The 13,934-nt window shown below is 67.0% G+C and carries 11 protein-coding genes; 2 read left to right on the top strand and 9 right to left on the bottom strand.

The annotated features are described in order from the left end of the window. The first annotated feature begins 248 nt into the window (after nucleotides 1–248). On the top strand, nucleotides 249–1,634 hold the full coding sequence (locus EYF70_RS02550; protein ID WP_165497558.1) for an ATP-binding protein: 1,386 nt from the start codon (nucleotides 249–251) through the stop codon (nucleotides 1,632–1,634). Here EYF70_RS02550 and EYF70_RS02545 read toward each other — a convergent pair. The 5 genes from EYF70_RS02545 to EYF70_RS02525 form a co-directional block, all read right to left on the bottom strand. Further along, a complete protein-coding gene (locus EYF70_RS02545; protein WP_131143995.1) occupies nucleotides 1,631–1,783 on the bottom strand; it encodes a XapX domain-containing protein in 153 nt (50 codons plus the stop codon). The two genes, EYF70_RS02550 and EYF70_RS02545, sit on opposite strands and share 4 nt — an antisense overlap. Continuing rightward, nucleotides 1,780–2,019: a DUF1427 family protein gene (locus tag EYF70_RS02540; protein ID WP_131143994.1), complete on the bottom strand. Its 240-nt coding sequence runs from the start codon at nucleotides 2,017–2,019 to the stop codon at nucleotides 1,780–1,782. Before EYF70_RS02540 ends, EYF70_RS02545 begins: the two co-directional genes overlap by 4 nt. 10 nt (nucleotides 2,020–2,029) lie before the next feature. After that, nucleotides 2,030–3,874: an amidohydrolase gene (locus EYF70_RS02535; RefSeq protein WP_131143993.1), complete on the bottom strand. Its 1,845-nt coding sequence runs from the start codon at nucleotides 3,872–3,874 to the stop codon at nucleotides 2,030–2,032. Nucleotides 3,875–4,007: 133 nt separating this feature from the next. Beyond that, a complete protein-coding gene (locus EYF70_RS02530; protein ID WP_131143992.1) occupies nucleotides 4,008–5,279 on the bottom strand; it encodes an MFS transporter in 1,272 nt (423 codons plus the stop codon). Between the two features lie 39 nt (nucleotides 5,280–5,318). After that, complete coding sequence (locus tag EYF70_RS02525) at nucleotides 5,319–5,645, bottom strand: thioredoxin family protein (protein WP_131143991.1); 327 nt, start codon at nucleotides 5,643–5,645, stop codon at nucleotides 5,319–5,321. 112 nt (nucleotides 5,646–5,757) lie between these two features. Between EYF70_RS02525 and EYF70_RS02520 the strand changes: the two genes are divergently transcribed. Next, the gene (locus EYF70_RS02520) at nucleotides 5,758–6,585 is read left to right on the top strand and encodes a glycosyltransferase family 2 protein (RefSeq protein ID WP_131143990.1); all 828 of its coding nucleotides are present in this window, start codon (nucleotides 5,758–5,760) and stop codon (nucleotides 6,583–6,585) included. A gap of 294 nt (nucleotides 6,586–6,879) precedes the next feature. Here EYF70_RS02520 and EYF70_RS02515 read toward each other — a convergent pair whose 3' ends face one another. The 4 genes from EYF70_RS02515 to EYF70_RS02500 all read right to left on the bottom strand — a co-directional run bounded on the left by EYF70_RS02515 (nucleotide 6,880) and on the right by EYF70_RS02500 (nucleotide 13,814). Beyond that, entirely contained in the window at nucleotides 6,880–8,808 is a 1,929-nt protein-coding gene (locus EYF70_RS02515; RefSeq protein ID WP_307722115.1) for a glycoside hydrolase family 28 protein, read from the bottom strand. Between the two features lie 8 nt (nucleotides 8,809–8,816). After that, on the bottom strand, nucleotides 8,817–10,259 hold the full coding sequence (locus EYF70_RS02510) for a pectinesterase family protein (RefSeq protein WP_131143989.1): 1,443 nt from the start codon (nucleotides 10,257–10,259) through the stop codon (nucleotides 8,817–8,819). Continuing rightward, the gene (locus EYF70_RS02505; protein WP_131143988.1) at nucleotides 10,256–11,032 is read right to left on the bottom strand and encodes a rhamnogalacturonan acetylesterase; all 777 of its coding nucleotides are present in this window, start codon (nucleotides 11,030–11,032) and stop codon (nucleotides 10,256–10,258) included. Before EYF70_RS02505 ends, EYF70_RS02510 begins: the two co-directional genes overlap by 4 nt. A 76-nt stretch (nucleotides 11,033–11,108) precedes the next feature. Beyond that, nucleotides 11,109–13,814, bottom strand: a complete 2,706-nt coding sequence (locus EYF70_RS02500; RefSeq protein WP_131143987.1) for a TonB-dependent receptor — start codon at nucleotides 13,812–13,814, stop codon at nucleotides 11,109–11,111. Nucleotides 13,815–13,934 lie beyond the last annotated feature (120 nt).

The following is a 13,934-nucleotide window of genomic DNA, read 5'->3' as shown; positions in this document are numbered from 1 at the left end:
CACGCTGCTCCTGCCTTCCCTGCTCTTCCGTAGCGCCAGTGCGCGCCTTGTCGCGGCGCTGCCACAGCCGGTGCGAGCCATGCCAACAAGGCGCGCTGGGCAGATTGCGCCTGACTTGCAAATATGCTATCAACAGACGATACGGACGCACCCTGGACCGCCAGCCGCGCCTGCGCTGCGTGCCTTGCAGAGCACCCCGGCAAAGCGCTTGCGATTATCAGTATCGGGTTGATATGTCTGAAAATCCTTTGGCTTCCCTGAATCCGCTCTTAAGCGGAGCTGAGCGGCCTGCCCGCAGCACGCTGCTGCAGGTCGGCGCCTTTGAATTGTGGCCAGCGGCGCGGCGCCTGCGGCTGCGGGGCAAGCCCGTGCCGCTCACGGCCCGCGCCTTCGACGTGCTGGCGGCCCTTGCCCTGCACCACCCCGGCATGGCCAGCAAGCGCGCGTTGCTGGCGGCCGCGTGGCCGGGGCTGGTGGTCGAGGAAAACAACCTGCAGGTGCAGGTTTCGCTGTTGCGCAAGCTACTGGGCAGCAACGCCATCACGACGGTCCCCGGCCATGGCTACCGGCTCAACCTGCCGGTGAGCGGCGGCCATGGCGTTGCCGTGGAAGAGCTGCCGCCGCCCGCCGCGCCGCTGCTCGGCCGTGACAGGGACCTGGCCGACCTGGGCGACATGCTGCGCCAGCATCGCCTGGCGAGTTTGCTGGGGGCCGGTGGCGTCGGCAAGAGTACGCTGGCGCGGCATGCCGCCACCGGCGCCGCGGCGGCCGCCGGGCTTGCCGTTGTCTGGGCCGACCTGGCCGAGTGCGCCGGGCCCATCGACGTGCTGGAAACCGTCGCGCGCGCAGCGGGTGCCGACGATACCGCGGCCGTTCCGCTGGCGCGCCACCTTGCGCAGCGGCCCTGCGTGCTGGTGCTGGATAATGCCGACCGCGTGGCCGGCGACGTGGCCGGGCTCGTCACCGCGCTGCTGGCCCATGCGCCACCGGTGCGGCTGCTGGTCACCACCCAGGTGCGGCTGCACTTGCCGGAAGAGCAGGTCTACCGGCTGATGCCGCTGGCGGTGCCGCCAGCCGGCTGCACGCTGCAGGCGGCGCTGCAATACGGCGCGCTGGCCTTGCTGCAGGCGCGCGCCCATGGCCACGACCACCGCTTTGCGCTGACCGAGGCAACCTTGCCCATCGCCATCGCGCTGTGCCGCGAGCTGGACGGTTTGCCGCTGGCGCTGGAACTGGCGGCGGCGCGCATTCCGGCCCTCGGTGTCACGGAAGTGCTGCAACGGCTGTGCGACCATTGGCTGCTGCTGAAGACGATCAACGGCAACGGCCCGGCGCGCCACCGCAGCCTGGCGGACACGCTGGAATGGAGCTTCCGGCTGCTCGACCCGCCGGCGCAGGCGCTCTGGTGCGAGACGGCGGCGATGCCACCGTGGTTTTCGCTGGACGACCTGATGGCGCATCGCGGCGGCAGCGATGGGGCGGCGACCCTGGACCTGCTCGGCACGCTCGTGGACCGCTCGATGCTCACCTTCGAAGCGGGCCGCACGCCGGGCTATACCCTGTCGGCATGCCACCGGGCGTTCGCCTTGCAGAAGCGTTCGGCCCACGGCGCCGGCACGCCGGTATCTGCCTAGATGATTCCGCCCACCACGTAGCCACCCGTCATCGCCACCACGAGCAGCGCGCCGATCGGCGTGGGCGGCGCCGGGGAAGGTATATCGCAGGCGCGGCACACGGCGCCGATCACCAGGCCCAGCACCGCACCGATCACCAGGGCGCTCATCGCGAGCCCCCTGCCTGCGCCTTTGCATCGAGCGCATGGCCACCGCAGTGGCGCCGGTTCTCGGCCGCGCGGCGGGCCACGTAGCGGTCCACCAGCCAGTAGCCGCTGCTCATCATGAACACCAGCAGCGCGCCGGACAGCACGGGCGGCGAGGCGGCCGGGATGCCGAACTTGCGGCACGCCAGCCCGACGACGAACGACAGCACCAGTCCGGCCAGGATCTTCACGTAGTTCATCGCCCCTCCGTCAGAAAGCAAAGCAGCTGCAGCCGAAGGCGCCCCAGAAACCGGCGTAATCCGAGACCGGCACAGTGGATTTGCGCGCCACGTCGTGCGAATGCCGGTGCACCGCGCAGGCGCCGGCGCACTGGTGCGGCAGCAGCCCCTTTTGCGCCGCCGGCGCCGCCGCGCGATAGTGGCCGGGCACCTTGTTCACCGGCGACCAGTCCGGCAAGACCGGCAGCGGCGGCGGGCCCAGCTTGTCGAACTCGGCCTGGGCGAACACGATCCTGCCGCCGACCACGGTGAGCACCGATTCGATCGACTTGATCGCTTCCTCGTCGACACGGAAGAAGTCGGCCGACAGCACGGCCAGGTCGGCCAGCATGCCTTCCTGGATGCGGCCTTTCTTGCCCTGCTCGCTGGAGAACCACGCGCTGCCGGCGGTCCACAGTTCGATCGCCGTCGCGCGGTCCAGTTTCGCGCCGGCGTCGTACAGGCGCAGGCCGCCCACGGTGCGGCCCGATACCAGCCAGTACAGCGCCGTCCACGGGTTGTAGCTGGCCACGCGCGTCGCATCCGTGCCGGCGCCGACCGGCACGCCGTTCTCCAGCATGCGCTTGATCGGTGGCGTGTGCTTTGCGGCCTCGGCGCCGTAGCGGTCGACGAAGTACTCGCCCTGGAACGCCATGCGGTGCTGGATGGCGATGCCGCCGCCCAGCGCTTTTACCCGCTCGATGTTCCTTGGCGTGATCGTCTCGGCGTGGTCGAACAGCCAGTGCAGGCCGTCGAACGGGATGTCGCGGTTGACCTTCTCGAACACGTCGAGCATGCGGCTGATCGATTCGTCATAGGTGGCATGCAAGCGGAACGGCCAGCGCTGCTCGACCAGGTGACGCACCACCTGTTCCAGCTGCGCTTCCATTTCCGGCGGCAGATCGGGGCGTGGCTCCAGGAAGTCCTCGAAGTCGGCGGCCGAGAACACCAGCATCTCGCCGGCGCCGTTGTGCCGGTACCAGTCGCTGCCATCGCCCGGCTTGACGATCTCCGTCCACTTCCTGAAGTCCTGCAGTTCGGCGCCCTTGTTCTGCGTGAACAGGTTGTAGGCGATGCGGATCGTCAGCTGGTCCTGCTCGGCCAGTTGCTGCACCACCTGGTAGTCTTCCGGATAGTTCTGGAAGCCGCCACCGGCGTCGATCGCGCTGGTCAGCCCGAGCCGGTTCAGCTCGCGCATGAACTGCCGGGTCGAGTTGACCTGGTGCTCCAGCGGCAGCGCCGGGCCCTTGGCCAGCGTGGCGTACAGAATCATCGCATTCGGGCGCGCGATCAGCATGCCGGTGGGGTTGCCCTGCGCGTCGCGCTGGATCTCGCCGCCCGGCGGTGCCGGCGTCGTCTTGTCGTAGCCCACGGCGCGCAGCGCGGCACGGTTCAGCAGCGCGCGGTCGTACAGGTGCAGCACGAAGACCGGGGTATCGGGCGCCGCGGCATTGATTTCGTCGAGCGTGGGCATGCGCTTTTCGGCGAACTGGAATTCGTTCCAGCCCCCCACCACGCGCACCCATTGCGGGGTGGGCGTACGCAGCGCCTGCTCCTTCAGCATGCGCAGCGCGTCGGCCAGCGACGGCACGCCTTCCCAGCGCAGCTCCAGGTTGTAGTTCAAGCCGCCGCGGATCAGGTGCAGGTGCGAGTCGTTCAGGCCGGGGATCACGGTGCGGCCGTTCAGGTCGATCACCCGGGTATCCGCCGCGGCATGGCGCATCACCTCTTCGGTGCCGCCCACGGCGAGGAACTTGCCGTCGGCGATTGCGACGGCCGTGGCGACAGGGTTGGCTTTGTCGGCGGTGTGGAAGCGGCCGTTGGTCAGTATCAGCATGGTCTTGTAGGTGGTCGATGAGGTTGGACGATGGGTGTGCCCCATCATACGCACCTGCCGTGCCCCGTCATCCCTAGACGGGGCACACCATGCCTATGCCGAAAGAGGTAGGCCTTGCCGGCCTTGCCGACCTTTACTGCTTCTTCGCCAGCACCAGCGCGATCAGGCTGAGCACCGCGGCGATCGACAGGTAGTAGCCCACGTACTGCAGGCCGTAGGTGGTGGCCAGCTTGGTGGCGATGTACGGCGCCAGCGAGGCACCGATGATGCCGGCCAGGTTGAACGTCAGCGAGGCGCCGGTGTAGCGCACCTCGGCCGGGAACAGTTCCGACAGGATGGTGCCCAGCGGGCCATACGTCATGCCCATCAGGCCCAGGCCCAGCGCCAGGAACAGCGTGACCTGGACCGCGCTCTTCGAATCGAACAGCGGGCCGAACACCAGGCCGAACAGCGCGATCGCCGCCGACACCCAGATCAGCGTGCCGCGCCTGCCATGGCGGTCGGCCAGCAGCGCGGCCACGGGAATCGTCAGGCCGAAGAACACCACGGCGATCAGCTGCTGGATCAGCATCTGCTGGCGCGAGAAGCCCTGGCCCGCCACGCCCCAGTTCAGCGTGAACACCGTCATCAGGTAGAACAGCACGAAGGTGGCCATCGCCATCATCGTGCCCAGCACCAGCGCGCGGGTATGCTGCACCAGGACCGCCTTGACGGGCACCTCGACGCGCTCGCCCTTGTCGAGCACTTTCTGGAAGTCCGGCGTTTCCGTGATCTTCAGCCGCACATACAGGCCCACCAGCACCAGCAGCGCGCTGGCCAGGAACGGCACACGCCAGCCCCAGCTGAAGAACTGCTCGTCGGTCTGTACTTCGGACAGCAGCAGGAAGATGCCGCCGGACAGGAAGAAGCCGATCGGCGCGCCCAGCTGCGGGAACATGCCGTACCAGGCGCGCTTGCCCGGCGGCGCGTTCTCGGTGGCCAGCAGCACGGCGCCGCCCCACTCGCCACCCAGGCCCAGGCCCTGGCCGAAGCGGCACAGCGCCAGCAGCGCCGGGGCCCAGGCGCCGATCTGCGCATAGGTGGGCAGCATGCCGATCACCACGGTGGAAATACCCATCGTCAGCAGGGCGGCCACCAGCGTGGCCTTGCGGCCGACGCGGTCGCCGAAGTGGCCGAACACGGCCGAGCCCACCGGGCGCGCGAAGAACGCGATGGCGAACGTGGCCAGCGACTGCAGCGTGGCGGCGGTGGGGTCGCCAGCCGGGAAGAACAGGTGGGGGAACACGAGGACGGCGGCCGTCGCGTAGATATAGAAGTCGAAGAATTCGATCGTGGTGCCAATCAGGCTGGCAAACAGCACGGTGCCGGGCGAGTTGACTCGGCCGGCCGGGTGAGGCTGGGACATGCGTACTCCGGGGTGATGGGAAAAACCGAAAGGGTGCCGTCAGCCGGGTGGGGCGATCTGGGCGAACGCGTCGCGGATCTCGGCGGCGGATTCCGGCCGCACCACGCGCGCCACTTCCTTCCCGTCTTGCAGGAAGATCATGGTCGGCCAGAGTTTGACACGGAAGGATCGGCCCAGCAAGCGGCCGGGCCCGTCCTCCACCTTGAAGTGGCGGATCGCCGGGTAATCCGCGTAGGCCTCGGCCAGCGGCGCCTGCGCGGCGCGGCAGTAGCCGCACCAGTTGGTGCCGAATTCAAGCAGTGCCGGACCGGCCAGCGCGTCGATATCGGCCCGCGACGGGGCGGCCTCCTGGTAGGTACGTTCCATGATGTGCTCCGCAACGATGAAGGCCGCACCTTATCACGGCCGCGCGGCGGCGGGCGCCAGGATCGGCGGTGGCCGATGCTAGAATTGCCTGTCCCTACTACCGGCGATCACGATGCGCCTTGGCATCACCTCCATCCAGCGCAACCGCCAGCCGTGGATCGTCGAATGGCTGGCCTTCCACATGCTGGCCGGCTTCGAGCGCTTCTACCTGTACTGCCACCGGTGCGACGACGGCATGGAGCAGACCCTGGCCAGGCTGGCCCGGCACTACCCCCTCACGGTGTACACGGTGGGCGACCGCGACAGGCCGCAACTGGCCGCCTACCAGCACGCATGGGACAAGCACCAGCGGGAAGTCGACTGGATGGCCTTCATCGACGGCGACGAGTTCCTGTTCCCCACCCGCGCCGCGACGATGGCCGAGGCACTGGCACCCTACGCGGACAAGCCGCTGTCGGCACTGGCGGTGTACTGGATCTGCTACGGCAGCAACGGGCATGTGCGCGACCCGGGCGGCCTGCTGCTGGAAAACTATCCGCGCCACAGCGAGCCGGGCTTCGGCCCGAACCGGCACGTCAAGTCGATCGTCCGTTCCGGGCAGCCGGTACGCTGCAGCGGATCGCATGTCTTCACCACGCCGCTCGGCACGGTCGACGAGCTGCTGCGGCCGCTCACGGCGCCGATGCTGCAGGACCCGGCGCTGGCGCCGTCCCACGAGCACTTCCGCATCAACCATTACGTGACCCAGCACTACGACTACTTCAGGCAGGTCAAGCAGAACATCGGCGCGGCCGACCGCACGCCGCACATCGTCCGCCCCGACCACTGGTTCACCGGCCACGACCGCAACGAATGCGACGACGGCGTCGCGCGGCGCTTCCTGCCGGCGCTGAAGCGGAAGGTGGCGGAGCTGGAGGCGGTGCTGAAAGCGGGCAGTTGACCTGGAGCCCGCTTGGTTGAGCGAACCCCAAATGCAAAATCCGGGGTCAGACCCGCCGGGTCTGACCCCAGCCGTTCGCCGTTGGGGTAATAGAAATCGGTCACAGTCACCATTTTTGGTGGCAAAGCTGGCCTGCATTTTCGCTCTACAGCATCGGGACCTCGAGAAACCGTAATGAGCGACGGCAGATCTGGTTGAGGAACGGAGTCGTACTTTAGTACGATCGGTCCGCCGCAGCGGAGTACCGGAGACCAGCAGCTGGCGCCGCGCAATAGGCTTATCGAGGTTCCACCACTATGCGGAGAGGGTGGTGTTGTACTCCTTGCCGCCGATCTTCACGCGGTTCAGCTTCAGCCCGCGCACGTTGTACAGGAAGTACGGGTGCTCGGTGCTGACGGTGGTGCCGAAGTCGCAATCGCTGATCGTCACGTTGGTGACCGGCGGCACCTGCGGCATCGGCTGCGGGCCGTTGTAGTTGTTCGAGACCGGGCCGAGGATCACGATGGCCTGGTAGCACGCCGCCTTCTGTCCCTTCTTGGCGCCCTTCTTCACTTCCACGTTGCCGACCGTGACATTGGAAATCTGCACGTTGTCCACCACCGGCGGACGGGTACGCACGGTGTCGGCGGTCGGCGTGTAGTCGCAGTCGAACGTGACGACGGCGCCGGCGGCCACGGCCACGGTGCGCGCTTCGATCGGCGAATTGGGCAGCGATGCGTAGAACGACGGGCTGGTCTGCACGCCATTCGGGATCTTCACGTTGCGCACGTAGAAGTTCTTCAGGTAGCCGCCGCGGTTCATGTTGGTCTTCAGCCGGATCGCGGTGTTCAGCGGATCGGTGGCCCAGTGGATGTTCTCGAACACGAGATCCTGGGCATACACGTTCTGGATGCCGCCGGCCATCTCGCTGCCCAGCGTGACGGCGCCGTGGCCACTCTGCATGATGCATTTCTGCACCACGATGTTCTGCGACGGGCCGTACTGCGTATCGAGGTCCTTGCCGGCCTTGATGGCGATGCAATCGTCGCCCGTGTCGAAGGTGCAGCCCTCGATCAGCACCATGTCGCACGACTCCGGATCGAAGCCGTCGCTGTTCGGGCCCTTGCTGTTGCAGTGCACGTTGCGGATCACGATGTTGCGGCAATGGACCGGGTGGTGCTGCCAGAACGGCGTGTCCTTCAGTTCGTAGCCCTCCAGCAGCACATTGGTGCAGCCGATCAGGTGCACCATCGTCGGCCGCAGCAGGTGGCCCAGGCCGAACACGCGCTGCCCCAGCGGCACGCCCGCTTCGGACAGCGCCGGCAGGTACTGCTCGTCGGCGCGCCAGCGTTCGCCCTCGCCCTGGATATGCAGGCGCTCCGCTTCGGTGAGGTGCGGCGCCACGTCCTTCAGCGATTTCGGGTTGATCGGGTTCGGCACGCGCTGCGTCAGCTTGCCTTCCACGTAGCCCGGCGTGTTGGCCTGCGAGGCCGGGTTGATCGTGCGGTTCTTGCCCTTCCAGGTCCACCAGCAGTCGCCATCCTTGCCGTTGAAGGGCACGCCGCCCTGGCCATTCAGCACGCTGGTCCAGTCTTCGCCCGTCAGCGCGATATTGTCGGCACCATAAGCGTAGATCGGCGACGCGAAGTTCAGGCAATCGTTGCCCTGCCAGCGCGTGATCACCAGCTTGCCGTGCTTGCCGCAATCGAATTCGCCATACTTCGCGTAGTCGGCAGGCTGCGTCGAGAACAGCACGTTGGCGCCCTTCTTCAGGTGGACGTGCACGTTCGACAGCAGCACGATCGGGCCGGCCACGAACCAGTTACCGGCCGGGATCACCACGCGGCCGCCGCCGGCCTTGTGGCAGGCCTCGATGGCGGCCTTGATCGCCGGGTAGCAATCGTGCGAGCCCGGCGCATGCGTGTCGACCGTCGCCTGGTCGTCGTGCGAGATCCAGGCCCTGATCTTGACCAGCTTGCACTGCGCGGCGCCGAAATCGGTGATCGGGAAGTCCTGGTCGCGGAAGCGCAGGGGCTTGCTCAGGCGGTCGACGATTTCCTTGGCGCGGCCCCACGGGTCGTCGCCGATCGCCGCACTGGCCGAACCGGTCGCCAGGGCGGCGCCGCCGCCGGCCAGCGCCAGGCTGGAAGCCGATACCGCCTTCATCATCGCGCGGCGTTTTTCATTGACTCGCTGGTCATTCATGCGCTGGTCGTTCACATGCTGCTTATTCATGTCGTTCATGCTGTCTCCTACTCGTGGGAGTTGTTGAATTCTGCCAGGTACACGTCCGGCGGCAGGGGCTGCTTCCCGTAGCCCAGGTGGTTGACGGGGTCGAAGCCCGCGTTCTTCAGGTTCTTGAAAAAATCATCCGATGAAAACTGCGCCGGGCGGTAGGCCAGCGTGCCGGGCGCGTTCCAGTCCGACCAGGGCCTGGCGCGGTCGATGTGCGCGCCGATGCGCGAATTCATCACCACCATCTTGCCGACCGTTTCCAGCACGGTGGGCGTGATCGTGCCCTTCGGGGCCTGGTAGGCGCTGGCGGTACCCAGCGTGCACGCATAGCCCGCCACGGCCACCGGCGCGTACGGGCTGCAGCGCGAGTTGTGGAACCACTGGCGCGCGAGGTAGTACTTGCCGGCCAGCGCGTTCGGCGAACCGTCGCTGGTAAACTTCACTTCGTTGAACACGAAGCCGTACTTGGTGCGCCAGTTGGTGTTCGGCGCGCCCACGTACGACATCGTGCGGTCGCCCAGCGACTTCACTTCGCTCCGGTAGAAATAGGCGGTGGTATCGCCGAAGATGAAATCGACGTCGCCCTCGATATACGACTTGTGGAAGAAGCTGCGCGCGGTGACGCGGGTTTCGCCCGACTTCAGGTACAGCGTGTCCTGGAAGCCGATCAGCCGCACGTTCTCGAACTGGGCCTTGTCGGCGCCTTCGACCAGCAGGGCCACGGCCTGGTGGCTGACGCGGGCCTGCGGCTGGTCCGGCGTGCCGCACACGCGCTCGCCGCATTCGTCGCGCGCATTGCCGGTGGCCTTGTTGTAGGCGTTCTCGATGGTCAGGTTGCGCGCCTGGAAGCCGTGGTTGCGGGTCCACACCGTCATCGAACCGCTGGTCGAGATGGTGGGCGCGCGCGCCGCGATCTGCGCATGCATTTCCACGATAGCCGGGGCCAGCCGGGCAAACTGCGCGCCGTGCTGCCGGATGTAGTCGGCCACCGGCACGGCGGCATCCAGCCCGGCCGAGATCACGGTATCGGCCGCCGTGGCGCCCTCCCCGTACAGCGTGATCGGCCGCGCCGAGGCGGGCACGTAGACCAGCTCGCGGTAGGTACCCGGCTTGACGAGGATGTACTGGCGCCCGCCGCCCGGCTGAGCGGCGGCATCCACGATGGCGCGGTTGATGGCCTGCTGCACGCTGATGAAGGTCTTCACGCCATCGGCGCGGCCGGCCGCGTCGACCGTGTAGTCGGCCGTAAACGGAACATTGCGCGCCAATGGATCGGCCAGCGGATCCCACGGATCGGTTTTCTCCGCACCGGCACGGCCGGTGGTCTTGAGCACTTCGGCAATCGTGAAGCGTTTCGCTTCCGCCGCGCTGAGCTGCGGCCGGCCGGCGGCCCCGGTATCCTGGGCCTGCGCAGCACCGGCCAGGAGCATGGCCGCCAGCAGCAGTGCCGCGCGCATCATTCGCCCTCCGGCTTGAACTCGGCCGCCACGGCGGGGATGGCCGCTTTCAGCTCGCGTTCGACCATCGCGGCGAAGTATTTCGCCCCTTTGGCGCCAAGGTGCGTGTAGTCGAAGGCGCTCTTGGCGGCGCCTTGCGGCTCGGCGCCCGCTCCCGTGGCGACGGGCGCCGCGGCCGGCTTCGGCGCCACCGCGAATGTGTCGGCCTGCGCTTCGCCCATCGCCTGCACGGCGGCGTAGCTGTCGGCATTCAGGTCCAGCAACGGCACCTGCTTTTCCTTCGCGGTGGCGCGGATCACGTCCGCCCACGGCACCAGCGTGTTTTCCAGCACGCCGTTCCTGAACATGCGGCGCGTGAGCGGCGTCACCAGCACCGGCACGCCGTCCAGGGCCCTGACTTCGTCGACATAGCGGCCCATGTTGACGGGGAATTCGGTCTTCAGGTCGGTCGACCGGCCCGGCTTGCCCGGCTGGTCGTTGTGGCCGAACTGGATCAGTACATACGTGGCGCGGTAGGCGGCGGCGCCTTTCAGCAGGCCCTGCACCTCGTCCCAGCGCCCTTCGGCGCGGAAGCTCGACGAGCTGCGCCCGCCCTTGGCCAGGTTGATGCACGTGTGGGCGCGGTTCACGCGCGCGCAGAACGCATCCCCATAGCCGCTGGCCGTGGCCATGGTGGAATCGCCGACGAGGATGAACCGCACCGGCTTGTCCGCCGCGGCGGCACTGCCGAGCGACAGCAGGGCAGCCAGGGCACCGCACAGGAAACGCTGTTTCATGTAAGACCTCCGCTCCATGGTAAAAAACCGCCGGCCACGGCAGTGATACTGCGCGTGGCGGGCGGCCCGGTTTCGCTTAGAACGTGTAGCTTGCGCGCAGGTTGTACGAGCGGCCGATCGGGCTGGCCGCGCTCGACAGGTAACCGAACGAGTAACCGCTGTGGTTGGTGACCGGCGGGGCCGAGTCGAACACGTTGGTGATGCCGAACGTCAGCTGCGTGTTCTTGAAGCCCTTGTAGCCCACCGTCAGGTTCCACGGCTTGTACGAGTTGATGTCGCGCCAGTATTGCTCGGCCACGAGATTCTGGTCTTCGTACTTCGAGTTGTAGTTCTGGGTGGCCTGCGCGGTCCAGTCGCCCAGCGCCCACGACATCTTCAGCACGTGCTTCCAGCGGTACGTGATGATCGGGAAGCTCGACGTGGTGCCGTTCGACGCGGCGCCGAAGCGGCCCACGTTGTTGACCCATTCTTCGCCCTCGAACAGCTGGTTGTCGAACTGCGTCAGGTAGGTGCCGTCCAGTTCCACCTTGAAGTCGCCGTAGGTGCTGCGCGGGAAGCGGTAGGTCGCCGAGACGTCGATACCGGCCGCCTTCTGGCCGCCCAGGTTCATCGTGGTGTTGTTGATGAACGCCAGCGTGCCGTCGGCGTTGCGCACGAACAGGTGGGCGTACTTGGCCGGATCCTGGAAGTACACCTGCTCCGGCAGGTTGGCCAGCATGTCCTTCATGCGGATGTTCCAGTAGTCGAACGACATCGTCAGCGACTTGGTCGGTTCCACCACCACGCCCAGCGTGAAGCCCTTCGATTTTTCCGGCTTCAGGCCATCGTTCGAGCCCACCTGCTTCGGCAGCTGCACGTTGCAGACTTCGGAAGCGACATAGCCCGGCAGCGCGGTGCCGGTACCGGTCACGCCTGGCGTGCCGCCCGGGCACAGCTGCGGGTCATCCCAGCGTGCGGAAGTCTTGCCGGTGGCGCCCGGCAGGCGATAGCCGTAGGCGTCGAACAGCGTCGGCGCGCGGAAGCCGGTGTTGGCCGAGCCGCGGAACATCACGTTCTTGGTGGCTTCCCAGCGGAAGCTGGCCTTCGGATTGATGGTGTTGCCGAAGTCGCTGAAATAGTCGTCGCGCACGGCCAGGTTGACGTTCAGCGCGCTCGTGACCGGCAGGTCCAGCTCGGCGTACAGCGCGTACACGTTGCGCTGGCCTTCGCCGTGCGACATGGTGCTGTTCAGGTACGTGATGCCGTTCTGCACCGGCAGCTTGTCGTCGCGCGTGGTCTGGTGGCTCGCGTCGGCACCCAGCGCAATCGCCGCGTCGCCGCCGCTCATCGCGAACAGCGTACGGCTGGCCGAGAAGTCGACGCCCTTGTACGTGGTTTGCGAATCGCGGTTCTTCACGCCGTTCACGGTCAGCGTATCGAGGTATGCGCGGCCGGCCTGGTCCTGCAGGCCGAACGGGTTCAGGATGCCGTTCTTCAGGCCATCGAGCAAACCCTGGCCTTCCAGGAAACCGTTCTGGTAGAAGTTTTCGCGATCCGACAGGCCGATGACGAGGCCGGCCCGGTAATCCCATTCACCGAACTTGCCTTCGTCGACGAAGGCCAGGCGCTGGTTGACCTGCTTGTCCTTCTGCGCGGCCAGGCCGTAGTCGGCCACGGACCAGGTCACGGTCAGCGGCTGGCCGTTGATGCCGGCCATTGCCGGCACGCCGCCGCTGTTGCCCGGATACCATTTCGACGACGACGGGAGGATGGCCGACACGCCATTCACCGCTACGGCCTGGGTCGGGTTGCGCGTGGCGATGATGTACGACTGCCCGCGGGTGTATTCCACCGTGAACGTGTGGTCTTCGCTGATCTGCTTGGCGGCGCGGGCATAGAAGCCGATCTGCTGGTTTTCATACAGCGCGGTGCCGTACTCGTTGCTGTTCAGCGTACAGGTATTCTTGGCGCCGATCGTCGAATACGGCTCGGCGCAGGTGGCCGCGTACGGGTTCTGCGCATTCTTGTTGGTGGCCGTGGTGAAGTTGGCCGGCATGGCATAGCCGCCGGTGCCCAGCGTGCGCGGACGGCCCAGCGAAGCCAGCAGCTCGTCGGAGCTGAATTCGGCGCGGTCGCGCGCGGCCAGGCGCGAACGGTCGTGGAAGTCGACGGTGGCGTAGGCCGACCAGCCGTCGCGGTTCAGGTTGCCCTTGCCGAAGGTCAGCGTGGCGCGGCGTTCGTCGCCGCCACCGCTGCGTTCCGGCATCACGTACTGGCCGGTTACCTGCACGCCTTCGAATTCCTTCTTCGTGATGAAGTTGACCACGCCGCCGATCGCGTCCGAACCATACAGCGACGAGGCGCCATCGCGCAGGATCTCGACACGCTGCAGCGCGGAGAACGGGATCACGTCCAGGTTGGCATAGCCGGCGGAGATCGCCTCGTTGGCCAGGCGGCGGCCGTTCAGCAGCACCAGCGTGCGGTTCACGCCCAGGCCACGCAGGTTGATGTTGGTGCCGGAACCGGCATTGCTCGGTGCCAGCGACGCCGATTGCGGCAGCGCCATCATCACGTCGGCCAGCGTGGTCATGCCGCGCTGGGTGAATTCCTCGGCCTTGATGCTGGTGACCGGCAGCGCTTCTTCATTGGCCAGTCGCTTGATCGAGGAACCCGTCACTTCGATGCGCTGCATCGCGGCCTCCTGTGCGGCTGCCCCGTTCGCCACGGCGATTGCCGCCAGTGCGATCGAGGTCAGAACCAGCCGTGGCTGGAAGCGGGTTTGCATACTTGCGCGCTTGTTCATGCTTGTCTCCTGGGTTTTCCGATGGTGTTCGCGCCGGCCTGCCTCCTTGTATAGAGCGGCGGGCGGCGGTAGTGGAGCACCTCGCGTGCTCCGTGCCGCTGCGACGAGGGCCGGGGCCGG

Origin of the sequence: Pseudoduganella albidiflava (assembly GCF_004322755.1) — a bacterium.
In the GTDB taxonomy this organism is placed as follows: domain Bacteria; phylum Pseudomonadota; class Gammaproteobacteria; order Burkholderiales; family Burkholderiaceae_D; genus Rugamonas; species Rugamonas albidiflava.
This window is presented reverse-complemented; position numbering and strand designations above follow the sequence as displayed.

Excerpts from the sequence above, each read along its gene's own strand:
- EYF70_RS02500 (WP_131143987.1), bottom strand. The coding sequence starts at position 13,814 with ATGAACAAGCGCGCAAGTATGCAAACCCGCTTCCAGCCACGGCTGGTT.
- EYF70_RS02510 (WP_131143989.1), bottom strand. The coding sequence starts at position 10,259 with ATGATGCGCGCGGCACTGCTGCTGGCGGCCATGCTCCTGGCCGGTGCT.
- EYF70_RS02505 (WP_131143988.1), bottom strand. The coding sequence starts at position 11,032 with ATGAAACAGCGTTTCCTGTGCGGTGCCCTGGCTGCCCTGCTGTCGCTC.
- EYF70_RS02520 (WP_131143990.1), top strand. The coding sequence starts at position 5,758 with ATGCGCCTTGGCATCACCTCCATCCAGCGCAACCGCCAGCCGTGGATC.
- EYF70_RS02515 (WP_307722115.1), bottom strand. The coding sequence starts at position 8,808 with ATGAACGACATGAATAAGCAGCATGTGAACGACCAGCGCATGAATGAC.
- EYF70_RS02540 (WP_131143994.1), bottom strand. The coding sequence starts at position 2,019 with ATGAACTACGTGAAGATCCTGGCCGGACTGGTGCTGTCGTTCGTCGTC.
- EYF70_RS02545 (WP_131143995.1), bottom strand. The coding sequence starts at position 1,783 with ATGAGCGCCCTGGTGATCGGTGCGGTGCTGGGCCTGGTGATCGGCGCC.
- EYF70_RS02530 (WP_131143992.1), bottom strand. The coding sequence starts at position 5,279 with ATGTCCCAGCCTCACCCGGCCGGCCGAGTCAACTCGCCCGGCACCGTG.
- EYF70_RS02535 (WP_131143993.1), bottom strand. The coding sequence starts at position 3,874 with ATGCTGATACTGACCAACGGCCGCTTCCACACCGCCGACAAAGCCAAC.
- EYF70_RS02525 (WP_131143991.1), bottom strand. The coding sequence starts at position 5,645 with ATGGAACGTACCTACCAGGAGGCCGCCCCGTCGCGGGCCGATATCGAC.